Origin of the sequence: Synechococcus sp. H55.2, from assembly GCF_047462495.1 — a bacterium.
Lineage (GTDB): Bacteria > Cyanobacteriota > Cyanobacteriia > Thermostichales > Thermostichaceae > Thermostichus.
Map to the genome: position 1 here is coordinate 1 of NZ_JANSJH010000010.1, position 18,929 is coordinate 18,929.

An 18,929-nucleotide genomic window follows, 5' to 3' on the forward strand; every position below is an offset into this window, starting at 1 on the left:
TCGCCGTAAAGCGGATGGGGAAACCCCACCCGCCTGCGCGGTGGGGTAGTTCATGAGAGACAGAGGTTGCCGGTGGGATAAACTGAGATGCAGACAGGTGATTTTTGAACCTGACCTCTGCCCTGGTTCTCCCGCTCTGGTGGTTCTGATAAACAAAAACGATGATGTCCTCCCGCTCCTCTTGGGTCCCAGGTGCCGCTGCCGCGGGGAGCGGGATCTTTGTCTTCGCATTGGTGGTGGGCCTGCTGGATCAGATCCTGCCGACCCTGCCCAAGGTTTCCCTGTCCTTGGCCGGGATCCCTGGCCTGGTAGCGGCAATTGGGGCCTCCTACGGGGTTTGGCGGCTGGTTCAGATGGGTCTGCAGTCGCATTCCTGGCCTGACTTTCGAGCCTCGCTGCTGGCGGCTGTGTCCCCCTTCGATCCCGCCGATCACGGTGGCAGGCCGCGGCGACCCGAGGTGGATCCGCGTCCTCTGCAAGTGGCTGAGGAGATCCGCCAAACCCAGCTCCGCCACCAAAAGATCCTCGACCGCATCAAGCAGCAGGTGAAAGCCGAAATCCAAACCTGCGAACGCGCCCAAGCGCAACTGCGCAGTGAGCAGCAGCGGTGCCGAGTTCTGCAGGCCCAAGCCCAACAGTTGCAACGGCATCTGCAAAATCTCCAAACATCACCCCCGCCCTCTTCCCCAAACTCCAAACCGGCCAAACCCACACCAGGGCGGGAACTGCACCAAAAGCTCCGCCAGCTTCAATCGCAAGTTACCGCCCTAAAAATAGAGCTGGAACGCCAAGGGATCCAACTGCAGCAGTCGGAAGCCGAGCGGGCCCAGCTCCAGCAGCAGCAGCAAAAGCTCAAGCGCCTCCTGCAGCGCACAAAATGCGAGAATCGGCAGTTGCGCTCTCAACATGACCAATGGGCTCGGCAACTGGAGCAAACTCAACAGGAGCTGCAGGTTTTACGGCAGTCCTACCGTGCCTTGCAGGTTCTCCAAGAAATAGGCGCTACCTTAGCCCAGAAGCCACTCCCTGAGATCCCAGAAAAGGAGCCTTCTGGAACCTCCAGCTAGCAGCCTCAACTCACCCGCTTGAGCACGAACACACTCCCCTCGCTGCCCCGACCCATCCGTAAGTCTTCATCCAAATAGGTAATGTCCAGCCAGCCTGTTGGCTCGCGGCGGCGAAGGTCGATCTTCACCGCCGGGATCCGCTCTGGAGCCCGTTCAAGCAAATGGAGAAAACTCTCGATCTCGTAGCTCATCAACGCTTGGGAGCCGAGCACAAAGCGCTCGAAAATGACCCTGACCCGGCGTTCCGACTCCGGGTAGAAGCGGGCCGCCACCGCCAAAACTCCCCGTGGCAGCCAACCGGATCCCTGGATCTCCGCCACGTTGAAGACCCGTCCAGCTTTGGCCCGAATGCACTGGTAGATCTCGCCGGTGGTCAGAAAGGGCAACTTGGCCAGCCGCAGCAGGTCTGTGCTGGTGGTAAATAGGGTGAGCCAGTTCCCCTCCAACTTTTCAGGGGCAGAGGTTGGCCTGGGGGTGGGGTTGAGCACTTCCAGGGCAGCAATGTGAGACAAGATTTGGGCTTTCTGGTCAGGGGAAACCTTCCGGCCTCGGTCGGCCACCTCCAGCAGGCGCAACAGGGCCAGTTTTTGCTCAGCCAAAGACCCAGGCATGGGCTTACCGCAGCAGCACGACCCTATTTTAGGAGTTGGTGGCAGCCGAGTAGGGAAAGGGGGATCCCGGCCCTCAGCCAGTCAGCTCTTCCACCCGCCTGAGCTCTGCCACCTGCTCGTACCCCAGGCCTGCCCGCACCAACAGGGGCTCCGGCCCCGTGAGATCGATGACCGTCGAGACCTGGGCCCGATAGGGAGCCTCGTCATCCAGCACCAGATCCACCTGTTTCTCCAACTGTCGCATTTCTTCGGCGGTAAAGATTCCCCCCTCTTCCCAATCCCCAACAGAGTCAAAACCCACCTCCAAAGAGCCGACGGGATCCCCGCCCAGCTTGGCCGAGGTGGAGACGATGGGGTTGCCTAACTCGGCCAACAGCGCCTGACAGATGGCCGAATCGGGCACGCGGATGCCAGTGGTTTTCCGCTTGGGATCCATCACCAACCGGGGCACCAGCTTGGTGGCCGGCAACAGAAACGTAAACGGGCCTGGGATCAGCCGCCGCATCAGTCGATAGGCGGGATCGCTCACCTGGGCGTACTGGGCAATTTGGGAAAGCGAAGGGCACAAAAAGGTGAGGGGCTTGTCGTTGGAAAGCCGCTTGAGACGCCTTACCCGCTCTACCGCTTGCTTGTGGGTCACATCGCAGCCAATGGCATAGACCGTATCAGTGGGGTAGAGCATGACCGCCCCTTCCCGCAGAGCGGCTGCAATCCGTTGGATGGAGCGGGCCTGGGGATGCTGCGGATGGAGCTTAAAGTACTCGGCCATTCGGGAGAAAAAAGCAAAATCTCAAGATTCGGGGCAGCTAGGGCTTTCCGCCACTTCCACAACCCCTGCAGAACGGGGAGTGGGCGGCACCGGCAGGGATCCCTGCGGCCAGTCCTTCAGTTGTTGCATCAGGGCTTGGATATGCAGACGTGGCAGGTAGGGCCAGTCGCCCGCCTCCTCTAGATCCTGCAGCACCCGATACAAAGCTTGACGGGTGTTGGGCAAAGCCTCCCGAAAGGCACCCTCCAGGATTGCGCGGTGCATCTCCTCCAGCAGCCGCAGGAGCAGCAACAGCTCCACACACGCTCCTGCCCTCGCCTGGGCTGCCTGTTCAACAGCCAACATGATCTGACGCAAATCCGGTGGCAGATCCTCCGCCGAGATATACATAGCCACTTATCTCTGGAGCTTGGCAAGGCATGGGCTCTCCCATTCTAGGATGCTTCCGCCTCAGGACTGGATGGATTTTGCCCCCACGAGATCCAGCTCCGCAGGGGATCCCCGACCCAGGCACTGCCACACCCGCTGCAAGAGCGGATCCAGCCCCTGCCTGGCAATCGCAGAAATGGCCACCACCGAAGTGCCGGCGGCAGCCGATAGCCTCTGGGTGCGCTCGGCAACCTGCTGAGGATCCAGAACGTCGATCTTGTTCAAAACCAAAATTTGCGGCTTATCGATCAACCCGTGGCCGTAGGCGCGCAGCTCCTGCTGAATGGTCTGATAATCTCTGACGGGATCCGCCGCTGTGCCATCCACCAAATGGATCAGCACCCTGGTGCGCTCCACATGGCGCAAAAACTCGTGGCCCAGCCCCACCCCCAAGTGGGCCCCCTCGATCAGCCCCGGAATATCGGCAAACACCACCCCATCTCCGGAAGGATGAGGCACTACCCCCAAATTGGGCTGCAGGGTGGTGAAGGGGTAGTCGGCAATCTTAGGCCGGGCAGAAGAGACCACCGAAATCAGGGTGGACTTGCCCGCATTGGGCAGGCCGACAATGCCTACCTCGGCAATCAACTTCAGCTCCAGGCGCAGGCGCACCCGCTCTCCGGGTTCGCCCTTGGTAAATCGGCGGGGGGCACGATTGTGGTTGCTTAAAAAATGGGCGTTGCCCAGGCCGCCTCTGCCCCCGCGGGCCACCAACACTCGATCCCCCTCACACACTAGATCCCCCAGCAGCTCGCCGGTTTGAGCGTTGAACACCATCGTGCCACAGGGCACCCGCACCAGCCGATCCGCACCACCAGCCCCGCTGCGATGGTTGGGCCCCCCTTTGGCCCCATGTTCTGCCTTGATCACCGGCTGAAAGCGAAAATCCAGCAAGGTCTGCAGGCCGGGATCTGCCACCAGGATCACCGAGCCGCCCCGCCCACCATTGCCACCGGATGGCCCCCCAGCCGGCACATACTTTTCGCGGCGGAAGGCCACGATGCCATCTCCGCCATTTCCCCCTTGCACTTCAATTTCGGCTTGGTCAATAAAGTGCAATCGTTCTTCTCCCAAATCTTCTATGCTCTAGCTTGGCAAGATCGCCGGGAAACTTGCCACAAAAGACGCCCCGCTGAGCTACTATGGTATTTCCCCAGCCACATCCGCCGCAGGTGGGAAAGTGGGAGAGTAAACATACTCTCATCTGGGGCTTTGCCAAACTCGACTGGCCTTCTACCCATTGATTCCGCGCAACTGATTCTGTTACTGCACCCCTATGAGTCGATTCACCGCTGCCGATGTAGGTTTTACCACTGAAGACTTTGCCGCTCTCCTGGATAAGTATGACTATCACTTTAGCCCCGGTGAAATTGTGGCGGGTACGGTCTTCTCGGTGGAGCCGCGCGGTGCTTTGATCGATATCGGGGCCAAAACGGCTGCCTTTCTGCCGCTCCAGGAGATGTCGATTAGCCGCCTGGAAGATCCACACGAGATGCTGCAGCCCGGAGAAACCCGCGAATTTTTTATCCTCACCGAAGAGAACGAGGAGGGGCAACTGACCCTCTCTATCCGCCGCATCGAGTACATGCGGGCCTGGGAACGGGTACGACAGCTCCAGAAAGAAGATGCCACCGTCCGCTCAACCATTTTTGCCACCAACCGAGGTGGGGCTCTGGTGCGGATCGAAGGGCTGCGGGGCTTTATTCCCGGATCCCACATCAGCACCCGCAAGCCGAAAGAAGAGCTGGTGGGTGAAGAGCTGCCCCTGAAGTTTCTGGAGGTGGACGAAGACCGCAACCGTTTGGTGCTGAGCCATCGCCGCGCCTTGGTGGAGCGGAAGATGAACAAGCTGGAAGTGGGCGAGGTGGTAGTCGGCACGGTGCGAGGCATCAAGCCCTACGGCGCCTTTATCGATATTGGCGGCGTCTCCGGCCTGCTGCACATTTCCGAGATCTCCCACGATCATGTCGACACGCCCCACAGTGTCTTCAACGTCAACGACGAAGTGAAGGTGATGATCATCGATCTGGATGCGGAGCGGGGGCGGATCTCGCTGTCCACCAAGCAACTGGAGCCCAATCCCGGCGACATGATTCGGGATCCCAAGCTGGTGTACGAGAAAGCCGAGGAAATGGCAGCCAAGTACCGCGAGCAAATGCTGGCTGCCAAGCAAGGACAGGCGGAGAAAGCCCCAGCGGAAGTGGCGGAGGAAGAGCTGGAATACGCAGCGACGGCTGTGGAATAAGGTGGTTTCGGGATCAAGGGCTGGTGGGCAACGGTGAAGCTGGATGCTGGGAAGCAAAGCACTGCTTCATTTCCTGTAGCACCTGGGCATCTTGAGAAGCTGTCCTGGCACCCGCTTGGGCAGCCCAGCACTTGAGGCTTTCGATCTGGTCGCGGGCGATGGCGGCCAGGGGTACAGTTTCCCGGATGGACTGCAGGATGTCTTCTTGGGTGAAATCGCGCCGAGCGCCGCTGCCGCCGCCCCCAAAGGCGTTGTACATCGCATCCACGATCGCCTGCTCGATCTCGGCGCCGCTGAAGTCTTGAGCGGCTGCCGCCAGGGCATCCAGGTCGAACTCCCGCAGGCGGCTGGGGCGCAGCCGCTGCAGGTGTACCCGGAAGATCTCCTTGCGCTCGGCTTGGGTGGGCAGGTTGAGGAAAAAGATCTCGTCAAAGCGGCCCTTGCGCAACAGCTCCGGCGGCAGCAGGGGCACGTTGTTGGCGGTGGCCACGATGAAGACCGGGCTGGTTTTCTCCTGCATCCAGGTAATCAGGCTGCCAAACACCCGGCGGCTGGTGCCCGAATCCCCGTCGGCGCTGCTGGTGATGTTGCCAAAGGCCTTGTCAATTTCGTCGATCCAGAGCACACAGGGGGCCATGGCTTCTGACAGTTGGATCATCTGCCGCACGCGGCTTTCTGATTCCCCCACAATGCCGGCAAAGAGCCGCCCGGCATCCAATCTCAGCAGGGGCAGCCGCCACTCGTTGGCGATGGTTTTGGCGGAGAGGGACTTGCCGGTGCCCTGGATCCCCACCAGCAGCACGCCCTTGGGGTTGGGCAGGCCGTAGCGCCGCGCCTCTTCGGTAAAGGCTTCCTGGCGCACCCGCACCCAGGCCTTGAGGTTGTCCAGCCCGCCCACGCTTTTCAGGGTCTCGCGGGCGGTGAAAAACTCCAGGATGCCCGTCTGGCGGATGGCCTGTTTTTTCTCCTCCAACACCAGGTCGATGTCGGCCTCGTTCACCTCCTGCTTGGCGGCCAAGGCGCGGGCCAAGACGCGGCGGATGCGCTCCCGGCTCAGCCCCTGACAGGCTTTGACCAGTTGCTCGCGGGCCAGGGGGCTGAGCTTGAGTTTTTCCGGGGCCACGTAGAGCTGGATGAGGCGGCTGATCTCTTCGCTGTTGGGCAGAGGAATATCGACGACGGTGATCTCCTCGGCCAGGTCGCTGGGCACTTCCAGGGTGTGGCTGAGCAGGATCAGCATTTTGCGGGTGCGCTTGAGCTCGCGGCTGAGGTTCTTCAGCTCCCGCAGGATGGGGGCATTTTTGTCGCTGCTGGCGTTGCGCAGCACAAAGTGCAGATCCCGCAGCACAAACAGGGTGTCTTCCTGGGGGGCCGAGCGCCACACCCGCCCTAGAGCGGCCATGATGGAGCCGCGGTCTTCGCCGGTATCTTGCCAGCCCCGCACCACGTCCCAGAACAGCAGCCGCCGCGGCGGATCGGTTCTCTTGGCTACTTGCACGAGCACGGCGTCCGCCGGCTCCTCTTCGGGGGAAACCAGGTAGAGCAGGGGGTAGCGGGCCCGGATCATCAAGTCCAGCTCCCGCACCAGCTCCCCTTGCACTTCGGTGGCAATCCCGCTCAAGCCGGGATCCCCGCTGCTTTGCCGATTGCGATCGGGGAGCTCTTTGAGATCTTTTGCGGCCTCTGCCATCGGGAGTTAGAAGGGTCTTGAGAAGATTCGGGGTCTATCTTCAGGATAGAGCAGGGATCCCTTGCAGTTCGGCCAACATGGCGCGGGCGGTCTGGGTGGGATCCGCCGCTTCCATCAGGGCCCGCACCACGGCTACGCGGCTGGCGCCTGCCTGGCGCACCTCGGCCAGGTTGTGGAGATCGATGCCGCCGATGGCAAACCAGGGCAGATGGGCCTTTTCGGCGGCCAGGCGCACGTACTCCAGGCCGGCAGGGGGTTTTTCCGCTTTGGTGGGAGTGGCATAGACAGGGCCGACGCCGATATAGTCCACGCCGCTATTGAGGGCTTGGGCCAGCTCTTCAGCGTTGGTGGTCGACAGGCCAATCAGCCGCTGCGCTCCCAGCAGTTGCCGGGCTTGGGCAACCGGCAGATCCGTCTGCCCCAGATGTACCCCATCCGCTTGGCTGACCAAAGCCAAGTCCACCCGGTCGTTGACGATCATCAACGCCTGATAGCGGTCGCACAGTTGCCGCAACTGCCTGAGATCCCAGAGCATCTCTCTGTCGGGAAGGTTTTTGCGGCGGTACTGCACCAGTGTTACCCCCCCGCGTAGGGACTTTTCCACCACTTCCAGCCAGTGGGGCACCGGGCTGGTAACCAAATAAAGATGGGCTGCCAGGAGACGCTGCCGCAGGGATCCCCCCAGCAGCTCACTTTCCAGAACATAGAGCCGATAGCGCATGTCTTTGGCCAGCTTGGCCAGGCCGGGCGCTACCCAACGACTGGACTCGGCCAACTTGCCGTATTCTTCCAGCACCCGCAGCGCTTCTTGCACACGGCTGCAATTGGCCTGCAACAGGTGGCCGAGATCCCGCCGTTGCTCCTCTTGCGGGTGGGAGATCTGGGTGCCTGGGTCGGCAGGGGTATCGCGGGCCAGCCGCAGCGGGTCGCTGTGCCAGCGGGCCAGGGCTTGGCGCATGGCCTTGCATTCCGCAGAGAGCTTTTCCTCTTCCAGGCCGAAACGAAACCACTCCTCCAGCACCCGTAGCCCTTCGCGAGCGCGGTCGAGGTTGGCATCCAGAATACGGGCGACGGCCTGCGGTTTCATGTTCCCTGCACGCGGGAAGAAGAGGGAAGTTTAAGAGAATCTTGATCTCTACTGTAAATCGGAATGGTTTTTCCGCAGCTGTTCTTGGCTTTCGGCAGAAAGGGGTTGATGCCACAAGGCGTTGAGAAAAGCTTGCTGCAGCGTGTGGCCCCAGGCAAACTCCCGCGGGCCGGCCCCTTCCGGCAGGTAGGCCCAAGCGTAGCACTCACAGGCGGGAAAATAACGGATCTCCCACCAAGTTCCGCCTACGGGCACATCTTTCACTGCCCGTAAGAAAGGGCCACGATGGCGGGTGAGGCGCTCTTCTACGAAATAGGGGCCTTCGAGCTGGAGGGCCTCTACTGCCGCAATGAACTCGGCTCGTTGTCGCTCATTTCGCATCATCTCCCGGCTTCCCCTCTCGGATTGGCTCTATTGTAGGAGGAGATTTCTGGAGGATCCCGCTTGATTCAGCCCAGACCGGGAACCCAATTGCGCCTGGCGCCGCCGGTGCTGTGTCTGAGCAATGGACACGGGGAAGATGAGGTGGGCAGCCGCCTTGCCCTGGCCCTGATCCAACTGGGGATCCCGGTGCAAGCCCTGCCAATTGTGGGAGAAGGGACAGCCTACCAACGCCAAGGGATCCCCCTTCTGCCCGTTGCTCAAGTGATGCCGTCGGGGGGGTTTATCTATCAAGATTGGCGGCAGTTGTGGCGGGATCTGCGGGCCGGCCTGTTGGGGCTGACGGGGCGGCAACTGGCTCTGGTGCGGCGGGCGGCGGCTCAGATGAAGCTGGTGCTGGCGGTGGGAGACATTGTGCCCCTGGCGATGGCCTGGTGGAGCGGGATCCCCTATGTTTTCGTGGGCACGGCCAAGTCGGATTATTACTGGCGGGACGAACGGGGGCCGTACCGCCGCGCTTGGATGGGGCAGCCGGTTTCCGATTACCTGCCCTGGGAACGCTGGCTGATGGCCCACCGGCGCTGCCTGGGTTCTTTTTTGCGGGATGAGCTGACGGCAACCGCTTTGCAAAAACGGGGCCTGAGGGCCTTCTACCTGGGCAACCCGATGATGGACGGCCTGGAGCCGCGCGGGGCATTACCTTTAGATCCGCACCGACCGGCCTTGCTGCTCTTGCCGGGATCCCGTCCGCCGGAAGCCTACCGCAACTGGGCCCTGATGATGCAGGTGGTGGAGCGGATCCCAAGGGAGGTTCAAGTTTATGCTGCCCTCAGCCCCAACCTGGAACCAGACCAGCTTCAGGCTCGGATCCCACCTCAGCGCAGCGATGTACTTCTGGTTTGGGGGAACTTCGGCGCCTGTGCCCACCGGGCCACGGTGGTGCTGGCCATGGCGGGAACGGCCACCGAGCAATGTGTGGGCTTGGGAAAGCCGGTGGTCACTTTGCCGGGCGGGGGGCCACAGTTTACGCTCCGCTTTGCCGAAGCCCAAACCCGTCTGCTGGGATCCGCCGTCCACTTGACCTCGGTGGAGCAGGCCCCCGCTGTGGTTAGCCGGATTCTGGAGCGTCTGGCCGTCGATCCCAACTACACGGCTGAGTTGCAGGCCCACGGACGCCGCCGCATGGGATCTCCAGGCGCTGCCCGGCGGATTGCCGCCCAGGTTCGAGATTGGCTCAAGCCACCCGACCCGGTTTTGGAACCGTCCGAGCCGGGTATATAGTGATCTCAAATCCTTAACCAGAGAACGAGTTAAAAATCCTGACTGATCTCCGTTGGTTTTCTGTTCGTTGTCATTGTTCAATTTATTGGGTAATGTCAAACCTTTTGGGGTTGGAGAGCAGTTGGTGGATCCCTTGCTACGGGTGGGCGGGAACGGCGCTGGCTCTCCCTTGGGCCAGTGGCTGGATCAAGCGCAGTGGCCCGCGCCCGGCAGCTTACCTCAATATCCTACTGACCTTTGTGGCCCTTGCTCATGGCCTTTGGCTGTTGCGGCAGGTTTGGGGTCGGGATCCCCAGATCCTGAACTACCTCTGGTTTCGGGTGGCCGATCTGGATTTGACCCTGTCTTTGGAGGTTTCGTCTCTGACGCTGGGAACCGTTGTCTGGTTCAGCGGCTTGAGCCTGCTGGCCCAGATCTATGCCTTGGGGTATTTGGATAAGGACTGGGGCCTGGGTCGCTTTGCCGCCCTGATGGGCTTTTTCGAGGGCGGGATGACGGGGATCGCCCTCAGCGATTCGCTGTTTTTCAGCTACGCGCTGCTGGAGATGCTGACGCTTTCCACCTATCTGTTGGTGGGCTTCTGGTACGCCCAGCCGCTGGTGGTCACTGCAGCGCGGGATGCTTTTCTCACCAAACGGGTGGGAGACCTGTTGCTGTTGATGGGGGTGGTGGCGGTTTCCAACTTCTCCGGCTCTTTGACCTTTTCCGGCCTGCGGGATTGGGCGGCTACGACCAGCTTGGATCCGACTTGGGCGGCCTTGATGGGGTTGGCTTTGATTGCAGGGCCGCTGGGCAAGTGCGCCCAGTTCCCGCTACACCTGTGGCTGGATGAGGCCATGGAGGGGCCCAACCCGGCTTCGATCCTGCGCAACTCGGCGGTGGTAGCCTGCGGCGCTTTTGTCTTGATCAAGCTGCAGCCCCTTTTGGCTCTCTCTCCCCTCACCGATGGGGTGCTGGTGGCCATCGGCACGATTACGGCTATAGGGGGATCCCTAGTGGCCTTGGCGCAAATCGACCTCAAGCGCACCTTCTCCTACTCCACCAGTGCCTACCTAGGCTTGGTGTTTGTGGCGGTGGGGACGGGGCAGCCGGATTTGGCCCTGGAGCTGCTGCTCATGCACGGCCTGGCCAAGGCGCTGCTGTTTATGGGGGTGGGATCCCTCATCTACACCACTGCTACCCAGGATCTGACGGAGCTGGGGGGCCTAGGGAGCCGCATGCCGGCTACCCTGGCCGCCTTTGCCGTGGGATCCCTGGGGATGGTGGCCCCACTGGGGTGCTTTTGGACTCTCATTCGCCTGGCGCTGGTGTACAGCGAGCCGGCCCTGATGGGGGTGTTGCTGCTGGTTAACGGGCTGACGGCTTTGAACCTGGCGCGGGTGTTTGGTCTGGTCTTTTTGGGATCCCCGCAGCCCAAGACGCGCCGCGCGCCTGAGGTGGGCTGGCTGATGGCCCTGCCCATGGTTATCCTGACGGTGCAGAACTTGCTCATGCCCTGGCTCTTCTGGCGCTGGGGGCTTTATCCCGCTTGGATCCCGGAGCTGCAGCAGATGGCTGTCTTGCTGGGGGCCGCAGGGTTGCTGGGAGCCAGTGTTGGTGCCTGGCTGTACTGGGGAGGCCGGCGGCGGCTGCGCCTGCCCTGGCCGGAGCTGCAGGATCTCTTGGCCCAGGATTTCTACACCGGGCAGCTCTACCAGGCGCTGCTGGTGCAGCCGGTCAGCGCCCTCTCCCGCGGACTGGAATGGCTGGATCGCAACGGGGTGGATGGCCTGGTGAACGGGGTGAGCCTGGCTTTTTGGTTTAGCGGCGAAGCCCTCAAGTACACCCTGTCGGGGCGGATGCAGCTCTACGTGCTGCTCATTGTCATTGGGGTCGTGGTGGTTACCGCTTGGCTGCTGCGTTCGCCCCATTTGGGATTGGCCTATTGAGTGGGAGGAAGCGATGCTCAGCCTTTTGGTCGGGATCCCGTTGTTGGGCAGCATCTTGGTGGGGCTGATCCCCGAGCGAGCGGGGAAGGGCCTGCACCGGACTTTGGCTTTGGGGTTTGGCCTGGCTCTGTTGGGGCTGAGCTTGGGATTGCTGCTGCTTTTGGATCCTCAAGAGCAAGGGATCCAGATGGCCGAACGAGTGGCCTGGATCCCGCAGTTGGGCTTGGTTTATGAGCTGGGGGTGGACGGGATCTCCCTGCCGCTAGTGGTGATGACTGGCTTGCTGGTGTTGATTGCCCTTTGGGCCAGCGGCCAGGTGGAGCGGCCTCGCCTCTACTACAGCTTGGTGTTGCTGCTGGCAGCCGCCATTGCGGGGGCTTTTCTGGCCCAGAACTTGCTGCTATTCTTCCTGTTCTACGAAGTTGAGCTGATCCCGCTTTATCTGCTGATTGCCATCTGGGGCGGGCCGCGGCGCACCTATGCTGCCACCAAGTTTTTGGTCTACACCGCTGTCTCTGGTATTCTGCTGCTGATTGGCTTTTTCGGCCTCAGTTGGCTGAGCGAGGTTCACAGCTTTAGTTACACCGTTCTGCAGGCCCACCCCTTGCCCCTGCTGCAGCAGCTTTTGTTGCTTATTCCCATCCTGCTGGGGCTGGCCATCAAGATCCCCTTGGTGCCCTTCCACACCTGGCTGCCGGATGCCCACGTGGAGGCTTCCACCCCCATTTCGGTGCTCTTGGCGGGGCTCTTGCTCAAGTTGGGCACCTATGGCCTGGTGCGTTTTGGCCTCCAGCTTTTGCCGGCTGCCTGGGAGCAAGCCGGGCCCTGGCTGGCCAGTTGGGCGGTGGCCAATGTGCTGTATGGATCCCTGAACGCCTTGGTGCAGCAAGATATGAAAAAGCTGGTGGCCTACAGCTCCATTGCCCATATGGGCTACATTCTCCTGGCCACGGCGGCGGCCACCCCCCTCTCCTTGGTGGGATCCCTATTCCAGATGGTGAGCCACGGCCTGATTTCCTCGCTGCTGTTTCTGCTGGTGGGTGCCGTCTACGCCAATACCGGCACGCGGGATCTCAGGTTGCTGCGGGGATTGCTCAACCCGGAGCGGGGCTTGCCGCTTATTGGCAGCTTGACGGTGTTGGGGGTGATGGCCAGCGGCGGCACGCCCGGCCTGGTGGGCTTTATTGCCGAGTTCACCCTCTTTCGGGGCAGCTTTCCCGTCTTCCCCCTGCAGACGCTGCTGTGCATGGTGGGGACAGGATTGACGGCGGCCTACTTTCTGCTAATGGTGAACCGTGTCTTTTTCGGGCGCCTCTCGGAGGTGGCCATTGCCATGCAACGACATGCCGCCGGAGAACGCCTGCCTGCTGTAGTTCTAGCAGTGCTGGTGGTGTGGCTCGGCCTCCAGCCTGCCTGGGCAACCCATTGGGTGGAGTCCACCGCCGCTCACTGGGCCAGGCCGGTGGTCCTCAATCTTGCTGAAGCAGGCAGGCCGATCACTGCTTTCGGGCCTGGGTCATCTTCGTTGTGACGATTTGGTGAGATCAACTGGGTTTTTGTTGTTGTCTCAACTGCTGCTTCTCCCATGACTGCTACCCTGGTTCCCGCTCCTTCCTGTTTCTTTCTGGCCGGCTTAGATCCTCTAGAGCAATGGCGACTGGCTCCTATTGTCCAACGCCTAGAGGCAGGGGGAGCCCTTGTGCCGGATTCCCCCAGCAACCGGCTGGAGGTGATCGGCATCCTCCACAGCTACGGCCGGGTGCTGGATGCCTACTCCCAGAATTTAATCTTCATTGCCGACCACCAATTTTTGGAGCTGTTCCCCGCTTTTAAGTACTTTAACGGCGAAATTACGCCGGGCAAATGGCTGCGCTACCTCTGGCACGATCGCATCAACTACGAGTTTGCCGAATACTGCATGAAAGCCATGCTCTGGCATGGGGGGGGCGGTCTGGATCGCTATCTGGATACTCTCGAATTTGTCGAGCGAGCCAAGGTGGCTATTCGGGCCAAGTTCCGCTTCAACCCCCTTCTGCAGGGCCTTAACTTCCTCTGCCCCGACTTTGCGCTGGAACAGGTGCGCATGCTGGCCATGTACAGCGGCCTGGGCCAGTTTTGGCGGGTGATGAGCGATCTCTTCCTGACCCTGGCCAAGCGTCACGAGAGCGAACCCCAGCTCACCCTTGCCGACGTGGTGGCCCACATCCAGCAGGGGTTGGTGGCAGCCGCCAACAAGCCCATCACCTACGCTCCCTGCATCTGGGGCCACCGCTACGAGATCATCCCCCTGTCGGCGGGGCTGACCTTCTTGCCCGACACGGCCCTGCCCTACGTGGAAGCCGTGTTTTTCCGCTCTTTCCCCTTCATGGGCACAGTCTCCTACAACGCCCAGGCGCACCAGATCCCAGTCGAGCAGGCGGACTTCGCCTATGGAGCCCTCTATGCCGATCCGCTGCCGGTGGGGAGCGCCGGGATCCCACCCACCCTCTTGATGCAGGATATGATGCGCCACCTGCCTGAGTCTTTGCGGGAGCACTACCGCCGCCAGCCGCGCGGGGAAGATGACCTCAGGGTGAAAATCTGCCTCAGCTTCCAAAAGGCCATGTTCTGCGTTACCACTGCCGCCCTGCGGGCCCTTGCCCCCTTTCCTCTGGAAACCCAGGATCCAGAGCAGCAGTCGGCTAACCGCGAGTTCCTTGCCCCTTGGCTGCAACGCCTGCTGGGATCCCGTCTGTTAAGTGTGCAAGACTAATGTTGGTTCTGTCGTTTTTCCAGGGACGCTTGGAGCGATATCTGGCTCGCCAGAAGAGCAGGGGCTGCTTTGTAACATCCTACGTCTGTAGCTCCCGCGCAGCGGTGGCTAGGGGATCCCATTTTCGGATACAATGTCTTGTCTGATTGAGGAGTAGGGTGGCGTAGCCAAGTGGTAAGGCAGAGGTCTGCAAAACCTCTATGCGCCAGTTCGAATCTGGCCGCCACCTCTTAAACCTGACCTCCCTGGCGGGACACGCATGAAAGACAAGTTGATGTTGATGATCCCCGGCCCCACTCCCGTTCCCGAGAGTGCGCTGCTGGCCATGGCGCGGGGGCCTATCGAGCACCGCAGCAAAGAGTTCACCGCCATCCTGGAAGAGGTGACGGAGGGGCTGCGTTGGCTGCACCAGACTACTTCCGATGTGTTTGTCTTTGCCTCCAGCGGCACCGGGGCCATGGAAGCCGGGATCCTCAACACCCTCAGCCCAGGGGAACGGGTTTTGGTGGGGGTCAACGGCAAGTTTGGCGAGCGCTGGGCCGAGATGTCGGAGCAATTTGGCCTGCAGTGCGAGCGGATAGAAACCCCCTGGGGCGTGCCCTATCCCGTCGAGGTCTTCCAAGAAAAGCTGGCCGCCGACCGGGAGAAGACCATCAAGGCGGTCATTCTCACCCATTCGGAAACCTCTAGCGGCGTGGCCAACGACGTGCAGGCCATTGCGGCTGCCGCCCGCGAGCATGGGGAAGCGCTGGTAATTGTGGATGCGGTCACCAGTTTGGGGGCGATGCCAGTGCCCATGGACGAGTGGGGCTTGGATGTGGTGGCCTCTGGATCCCAGAAGGGCTACATGATCCCGCCGGGGCTGGGGTTTGTGGCCGTCAGCCCGCGGGCCATGGCTGCTGCCGAGCGCTCTCGCTTTCCCAAGTACTACTGGAGCTTCAAGCTGGCCCAAAAAGCCCTACGCCAGGGCACCACTCCCTTTACCCCGGCAGTAAATCTGTTTTACGCCTTGCAAGTTACCCTGCGCTTGATGCGGGCGGAAGGGTTGGAGGCCATCTACCGCCGCCACGACCGCTTGGCCCAGGCCACCCGCGCCGGTGTCAAGGCGCTGGGGCTGAAGCTTTTGGTCAACCCAGAGTCGGCGGCCAGCCCCTCGGTAACAGCCGTGCTGGCTCCCGAAGGGATCAACGCCGACACTATCCGCAGCACCCTGAAGAAGCATTTCGACATTGCCCTTGCCGCCGGCCAAGACCACCTCAAGGGCAAGATCTTTCGCATCGGCCACCTGGGCTTTGTGAGCGACCGAGACATTCTCACCACGCTGGCTGCTCTCGAGTCAACCCTGCACACACTGGGCTACAGCGACTTCTCTCCTGGAGCAGCCCTCAAGGCTGCTGAAGAGATCTTGACCAACCCTTAGGGATCCCTGGCCACTACTGTAGTTCTCCACACCTGGCACCCCTCCTGCACCCCGGCTAGAATGGGTGGACATCCTTAACAAAACATAAAACTTCGGAGCTTAGCTTCTCTGGAGCAGCGCCTGTTGGGGAGGCAAGGGTAGCCATGCTGGTTGGTTTGCAATGGGATCCCTGTAGAGTGGCTTCTGCGGTGGAGCTGCGGCGGGTGCTGCAAGGGATCGGCCCTCTTTCTTGTCCCTTGCAGTACAACTTTCATCTGCACACCTGCTGCTCCGATGGGCGCATGGATCCGGCAGACTTGGCAGAGCAGGCGCGCCGGCACGGCCTCAAGGGCCTGGCCATCACCGATCACCACACCCTGAAGGGCTACGAACAGGCCCGCGCCCACCTGGATCGCGCCGAGGATCCCATTCTGTGGCCGGGGATCGAGATTACAGCCAACCTGCTGGGCTGCGAGGTGCATATTCTCGGCTACGGGTTTGATCCTGCCGACCCTGTTTTGGATCCCTTTATCCAGGGGGAGCAGGTGCCCGGCCTGGCCGCTGCTGAGGCCATTGGGGCTATTCAAGCGGCTGGGGGCCTGGCAGTGCTGGCCCATCCTTTTCGCTACGGGTTGCCTGCGGAAGAGCTGGTTCCGGCAGCCGTGGAGTTGGGCCTAGATGGCCTTGAGGTCTACTACGCCTACAAAAACCCCGAAATTTGGGCTCCTAGCCCAGAAGAGACGGCGATCGGGGAAAAGCTGGCCGAGACCTATGGACTTTTGAAAACCTGCGGCACCGACTCCCACGGCCCCAGCATCCTCAGGCGAATCTAGCTAGGCTATCCCTGATGAGAAACCCTCTAGAGACGGGGATAGAGCAACTGGCCCAGGCGGCGCAACTGCTCGGCCGTGCCCATACACAGCAATAGATCCCCCGGCTGCAGCAGGGTGTCTCCACTGGGGCCACCGATTAGCTGGCCATCTGCCCGCCGAATCGCCACCACCAAAGCGCCAGAGCGGGCTCGCAAATTGGCTTTCCCCAAGGTTTGGCCGACATAGGGGCATTCTTGGGCCGCCAGTTCGTACTCCTCCAGGTAAAAAGTGCGATCCCGACCCGACAGGATCCCATCGACAAAGTCCACCACGCGGGGGCGCAAGGCAGCCGCCGCCATCCGCTTGCCGCCTGTGATATAGGGAGAAATGGCGTGGGCAACGCCCGCTCGCTGCAGCTTTTGCAAAGCCTCTTCCGTGTTGGCGCGGGCAATGGTGCGGATGCGAGGGTTCAAGGTGCGGGCCGACAGCACCACATAGAGGTTTTCGGCATCGCTGGAGAGGGCGGCGATCAACCCCTCGGCCTGCTGCACCCGCGCCGCCAACAAGGTGGCATCCAGGGTGCTGTCCCCCTGGAGAGCGATATATCCCAGCTCTTGCGCCACCTGAATTGCCTCGGCAGATTGATCGATCACCAAAAACGGCACTCCCTCTGCCTGAAACTCTTGCGCCACCTGCCGCCCAATGCGTCCAAAACCGCAAACGATGTAGTGGTTGTTCAGCGCTTCCATCTGTTTCTTCCACTTCCGCTGCCGGATCCCTTCCTGAAAATGCCCTTGGATGAGGGCCTCCGTAAAGCGATTCACCATGAACCCAATGCTCAGAACCCCCATCAGGATCAAGGCCACCGTGAACAAACGCCCCCGCTCCCCCAGCGGCCTCACCTCCATGAAGCCCACCGAGGTCAAGGTGATAACGGTCATGTAAAAAGCTTCCACCCAAGGCCACTGCTCCACCCCGTGGTACCAGAGGGTGCCGATCAGGACAACGCCCAGCAGCGCCCCCACACCCAATCCCAGATCGCGACGGATGCCGGGATCCCCTTTGGCAGCCCGAAAGATACGAGAGGAAGCCATAGAGCCTAGCCAGATCTGGCCAAGGAAGAGGAAGCAGAAACTAAAATGGGAAGAAAGTCAGTTGCTGACTCGGTAGCGAGTGGAGTGCCGATGCCTGAGTACATCAAGGTGGAATATCGGATCGACAAAAACGGACAGGTTACCGAGACCGTACTGAACGGATCTGGCTCCAGTTGTACTCTAGCCACGGCAGAGCTAGAAGCAGCCCTTGGAACTGTGCAAGAACGAAAGCTGTTGCCGGAGTTTCATCAGCCAGCAGAAGCCGAGATAGAATCGCAAGTCTCTTTACCGCAAACCTGCTGACTCCGTCTCCTTGCCCCCAGTTTTCCCCTATCTACCTGCCTACTTTCGCTTCTTGCCCCCCCTGCCAGCAGCGCCGCTGGACCGCGCCGCCCCAACTGCCGACTGAAACAGCCAAACCGCCAACGGAGCAGCAACAACCAAGATGATACTGGTGGGGCCGACGCCAAAATCCGGCTCGCCAGAAGCCAGCTCGAAAATCGAGCCAACAGCAGCAATGGCGCTGAGGCAGGAAACGGCCAAGAGCAGGTAACCTTTAACGCTGGTGGTCATACAGAACTCGTTTGTGGACTATTTTTGTGGATTGTAGCTGCGCAGCAGCAAGGCAAGCCGGTCGAATGCGTGTCCATTCGCCAAAAAGCCCTCCCACTCCTGAGAGGGCTGTCTTTACATGCTAAAAGCAGGGATCCCTGGCCAGCAAGGCCAAATCAAAATGCGGATCCCTGAGGCTTCTGGGGGCTAGGGTGCCGATCTAGCCGTTTACGATGATCTTGCCGACCATTCCGGCCCCACGGTGGGGCGTGCAGTAGTAGGTGTACTCACCCGGAGGGACATCCACAAAGGCCGATTCTACTGCTTGGTTGGGAGCGGTGAGCAGGGCTTTGTGGGAGAGCTTGGCCGCCAAAGCGGCATCCCCACCGGGCACCTTGTCAAAGACGACGTTGTGGGGATAGACCTTGTTGTTCACCCACCGAACGGTATCCCCTTGGTTGATGGTCAGAGAGGGCGGATCGTAGACCAACTGGGCTTTGTCGGATCCCATCTTGACGGTGTAGGTTTCGGCAGCCGCAGGGCTGGACAAGAACGCTACAGCCACCACCCCAACCACAAGGCTGAGCAGGATGAGCTGCAAACGCTTCACCAGGTTGAAAACTAGAAACATGGATTCCTCTCAAAACGTGACAGCAGTTATCCCAAACTCTGCAGTTTAGTTGCCACTTTCCAAGTTTTGACGTACCTACCCCAACTCTAGCTTGCTTCCGCAAGCGATAGCCGGAGGACTCTTGGAGCTTCAGCGACCGTCGCTGGCAAGCCAGCCCTACACGATCTCCACATCGATCTTGGAGTCGGGCGTTCGGCTTTG

19 protein-coding genes and 1 tRNA gene are annotated in these 18,929 nt (G+C 60.9%); 10 read left to right on the forward strand and 10 right to left on the reverse strand.

Annotated elements, in window-relative coordinates; genetic code table 11:
• Positions 1-233: 233 nt before the first annotated feature.
• The gene (locus tag NW844_RS02395) at positions 234-1,067 is read left to right on the forward strand and encodes a hypothetical protein (protein ID WP_414333213.1); all 834 of its coding nucleotides are present in this window, start codon (positions 234-236) and stop codon (positions 1,065-1,067) included.
• Positions 1,068-1,072: 5 nt separating this feature from the next.
• Here the strand turns inward: NW844_RS02395 and NW844_RS02400 are convergent, their stop codons facing one another.
• The 4 genes from NW844_RS02400 to obgE all read right to left on the reverse strand — a co-directional run bounded on the left by NW844_RS02400 (position 1,073) and on the right by obgE (position 3,935).
• Positions 1,073-1,678 (reverse strand): PAP/fibrillin family protein, encoded by a 606-nt coding sequence (locus NW844_RS02400; RefSeq protein ID WP_414333155.1) that lies wholly within the window; start codon positions 1,676-1,678, stop codon positions 1,073-1,075.
• A 73-nt stretch (positions 1,679-1,751) separates the two neighbouring features.
• Positions 1,752-2,447 carry an L-threonylcarbamoyladenylate synthase gene (locus NW844_RS02405; RefSeq protein WP_414333157.1) on the reverse strand — a complete coding sequence of 232 codons (696 nt, stop codon included), beginning with the start codon at positions 2,445-2,447 and terminating at the stop codon, positions 1,752-1,754.
• Between the two features lie 21 nt (positions 2,448-2,468).
• The gene (locus tag NW844_RS02410; RefSeq protein ID WP_414333159.1) at positions 2,469-2,837 is read right to left on the reverse strand and encodes a hypothetical protein; all 369 of its coding nucleotides are present in this window, start codon (positions 2,835-2,837) and stop codon (positions 2,469-2,471) included.
• 60 nt (positions 2,838-2,897) lie between these two features.
• Entirely contained in the window at positions 2,898-3,935 is a 1,038-nt protein-coding gene (gene obgE / locus NW844_RS02415; RefSeq protein ID WP_414333215.1) for a GTPase ObgE, read from the reverse strand.
• 217 nt (positions 3,936-4,152) lie between these two features.
• Between obgE and NW844_RS02420 the strand changes: the two genes are divergently transcribed.
• Positions 4,153-5,121: a 30S ribosomal protein S1 gene (locus NW844_RS02420; RefSeq protein ID WP_414333161.1), complete on the forward strand. Its 969-nt coding sequence runs from the start codon at positions 4,153-4,155 to the stop codon at positions 5,119-5,121.
• A 13-nt stretch (positions 5,122-5,134) separates the two neighbouring features.
• Here the strand turns inward: NW844_RS02420 and NW844_RS02425 are convergent, their stop codons facing one another.
• The 3 genes from NW844_RS02425 to NW844_RS02435 form a co-directional block, all read right to left on the reverse strand.
• Complete coding sequence (locus NW844_RS02425) at positions 5,135-6,688, reverse strand: AAA family ATPase (RefSeq protein WP_414333217.1); 1,554 nt, start codon at positions 6,686-6,688, stop codon at positions 5,135-5,137.
• Positions 6,689-6,851: 163 nt separating this feature from the next.
• On the reverse strand, positions 6,852-7,898 hold the full coding sequence (locus tag NW844_RS02430; RefSeq protein ID WP_414333163.1) for a thiamine phosphate synthase: 1,047 nt from the start codon (positions 7,896-7,898) through the stop codon (positions 6,852-6,854).
• 48 nt (positions 7,899-7,946) lie between these two features.
• Positions 7,947-8,282: a hypothetical protein gene (locus NW844_RS02435; RefSeq protein ID WP_414333165.1), complete on the reverse strand. Its 336-nt coding sequence runs from the start codon at positions 8,280-8,282 to the stop codon at positions 7,947-7,949.
• Between the two features lie 60 nt (positions 8,283-8,342).
• On the opposite strand from NW844_RS02435, the gene NW844_RS02440 reads away from it, so the two are divergent.
• The 7 genes from NW844_RS02440 to NW844_RS02470 all read left to right on the forward strand — a co-directional run bounded on the left by NW844_RS02440 (position 8,343) and on the right by NW844_RS02470 (position 16,472).
• On the forward strand, positions 8,343-9,560 hold the full coding sequence (locus NW844_RS02440) for a lipid-A-disaccharide synthase-related protein (protein ID WP_414333166.1): 1,218 nt from the start codon (positions 8,343-8,345) through the stop codon (positions 9,558-9,560).
• Between the two features lie 92 nt (positions 9,561-9,652).
• Positions 9,653-11,488 (forward strand): NAD(P)H-quinone oxidoreductase subunit F, encoded by a 1,836-nt coding sequence (locus NW844_RS02445; protein WP_414333168.1) that lies wholly within the window; start codon positions 9,653-9,655, stop codon positions 11,486-11,488.
• Between the two features lie 13 nt (positions 11,489-11,501).
• Positions 11,502-13,019 (forward strand): NADH-quinone oxidoreductase subunit M, encoded by a 1,518-nt coding sequence (locus tag NW844_RS02450; RefSeq protein WP_414333169.1) that lies wholly within the window; start codon positions 11,502-11,504, stop codon positions 13,017-13,019.
• A gap of 54 nt (positions 13,020-13,073) precedes the next feature.
• Entirely contained in the window at positions 13,074-14,240 is a 1,167-nt protein-coding gene (locus tag NW844_RS02455; RefSeq protein ID WP_414333170.1) for a CO2 hydration protein, read from the forward strand.
• A gap of 157 nt (positions 14,241-14,397) precedes the next feature.
• Positions 14,398-14,469, forward strand: a tRNA-Cys gene (locus NW844_RS02460).
• Positions 14,470-14,499: 30 nt separating this feature from the next.
• The gene (locus tag NW844_RS02465; protein WP_414333171.1) at positions 14,500-15,660 is read left to right on the forward strand and encodes a pyridoxal-phosphate-dependent aminotransferase family protein; all 1,161 of its coding nucleotides are present in this window, start codon (positions 14,500-14,502) and stop codon (positions 15,658-15,660) included.
• A 143-nt stretch (positions 15,661-15,803) separates the two neighbouring features.
• On the forward strand, positions 15,804-16,472 hold the full coding sequence (locus tag NW844_RS02470; protein WP_414333173.1) for a PHP domain-containing protein: 669 nt from the start codon (positions 15,804-15,806) through the stop codon (positions 16,470-16,472).
• A gap of 26 nt (positions 16,473-16,498) precedes the next feature.
• Here NW844_RS02470 and NW844_RS02475 read toward each other — a convergent pair whose 3' ends face one another.
• Positions 16,499-17,545 carry a potassium channel family protein gene (locus tag NW844_RS02475; RefSeq protein WP_414333175.1) on the reverse strand — a complete coding sequence of 349 codons (1,047 nt, stop codon included), beginning with the start codon at positions 17,543-17,545 and terminating at the stop codon, positions 16,499-16,501.
• A 90-nt stretch (positions 17,546-17,635) separates the two neighbouring features.
• Here NW844_RS02475 and NW844_RS02480 point away from each other — a divergent pair, with 90 nt between their 5' ends.
• Positions 17,636-17,848 (forward strand): DUF2997 domain-containing protein, encoded by a 213-nt coding sequence (locus NW844_RS02480; protein WP_414333176.1) that lies wholly within the window; start codon positions 17,636-17,638, stop codon positions 17,846-17,848.
• 39 nt (positions 17,849-17,887) lie between these two features.
• Here NW844_RS02480 and NW844_RS02485 read toward each other — a convergent pair whose 3' ends face one another.
• Together NW844_RS02485 and petE are read right to left on the reverse strand one after the other, a co-directional pair.
• Positions 17,888-18,118, reverse strand: coding sequence for a hypothetical protein (locus tag NW844_RS02485; protein ID WP_414333177.1), 231 nt, complete (start codon positions 18,116-18,118; stop codon positions 17,888-17,890).
• A gap of 199 nt (positions 18,119-18,317) precedes the next feature.
• Complete coding sequence (gene petE, locus NW844_RS02490; RefSeq protein ID WP_414333219.1) at positions 18,318-18,710, reverse strand: plastocyanin; 393 nt, start codon at positions 18,708-18,710, stop codon at positions 18,318-18,320.
• Positions 18,711-18,929 lie beyond the last annotated feature (219 nt).

Excerpts from the sequence above, each read along its gene's own strand:
- NW844_RS02400 (WP_414333155.1), bottom strand. The coding sequence starts at position 1,678 with ATGCCTGGGTCTTTGGCTGAGCAAAAACTGGCCCTGTTGCGCCTGCTG.
- NW844_RS02405 (WP_414333157.1), bottom strand. The coding sequence starts at position 2,447 with ATGGCCGAGTACTTTAAGCTCCATCCGCAGCATCCCCAGGCCCGCTCC.
- NW844_RS02410 (WP_414333159.1), bottom strand. The coding sequence starts at position 2,837 with ATGTATATCTCGGCGGAGGATCTGCCACCGGATTTGCGTCAGATCATG.
- NW844_RS02420 (WP_414333161.1), top strand. The coding sequence starts at position 4,153 with ATGAGTCGATTCACCGCTGCCGATGTAGGTTTTACCACTGAAGACTTT.
- NW844_RS02425 (WP_414333217.1), bottom strand. The coding sequence starts at position 6,688 with ATGATCCGGGCCCGCTACCCCCTGCTCTACCTGGTTTCCCCCGAAGAG.
- NW844_RS02430 (WP_414333163.1), bottom strand. The coding sequence starts at position 7,898 with ATGAAACCGCAGGCCGTCGCCCGTATTCTGGATGCCAACCTCGACCGC.
- NW844_RS02435 (WP_414333165.1), bottom strand. The coding sequence starts at position 8,282 with ATGATGCGAAATGAGCGACAACGAGCCGAGTTCATTGCGGCAGTAGAG.
- NW844_RS02445 (WP_414333168.1), top strand. The coding sequence starts at position 9,653 with ATGTCAAACCTTTTGGGGTTGGAGAGCAGTTGGTGGATCCCTTGCTAC.
- NW844_RS02450 (WP_414333169.1), top strand. The coding sequence starts at position 11,502 with ATGCTCAGCCTTTTGGTCGGGATCCCGTTGTTGGGCAGCATCTTGGTG.
- NW844_RS02455 (WP_414333170.1), top strand. The coding sequence starts at position 13,074 with ATGACTGCTACCCTGGTTCCCGCTCCTTCCTGTTTCTTTCTGGCCGGC.
- NW844_RS02465 (WP_414333171.1), top strand. The coding sequence starts at position 14,500 with ATGAAAGACAAGTTGATGTTGATGATCCCCGGCCCCACTCCCGTTCCC.
- NW844_RS02470 (WP_414333173.1), top strand. The coding sequence starts at position 15,804 with ATGCTGGTTGGTTTGCAATGGGATCCCTGTAGAGTGGCTTCTGCGGTG.
- NW844_RS02475 (WP_414333175.1), bottom strand. The coding sequence starts at position 17,545 with ATGGCTTCCTCTCGTATCTTTCGGGCTGCCAAAGGGGATCCCGGCATC.
- NW844_RS02480 (WP_414333176.1), top strand. The coding sequence starts at position 17,636 with ATGCCTGAGTACATCAAGGTGGAATATCGGATCGACAAAAACGGACAG.
- NW844_RS02485 (WP_414333177.1), bottom strand. The coding sequence starts at position 18,118 with ATGACCACCAGCGTTAAAGGTTACCTGCTCTTGGCCGTTTCCTGCCTC.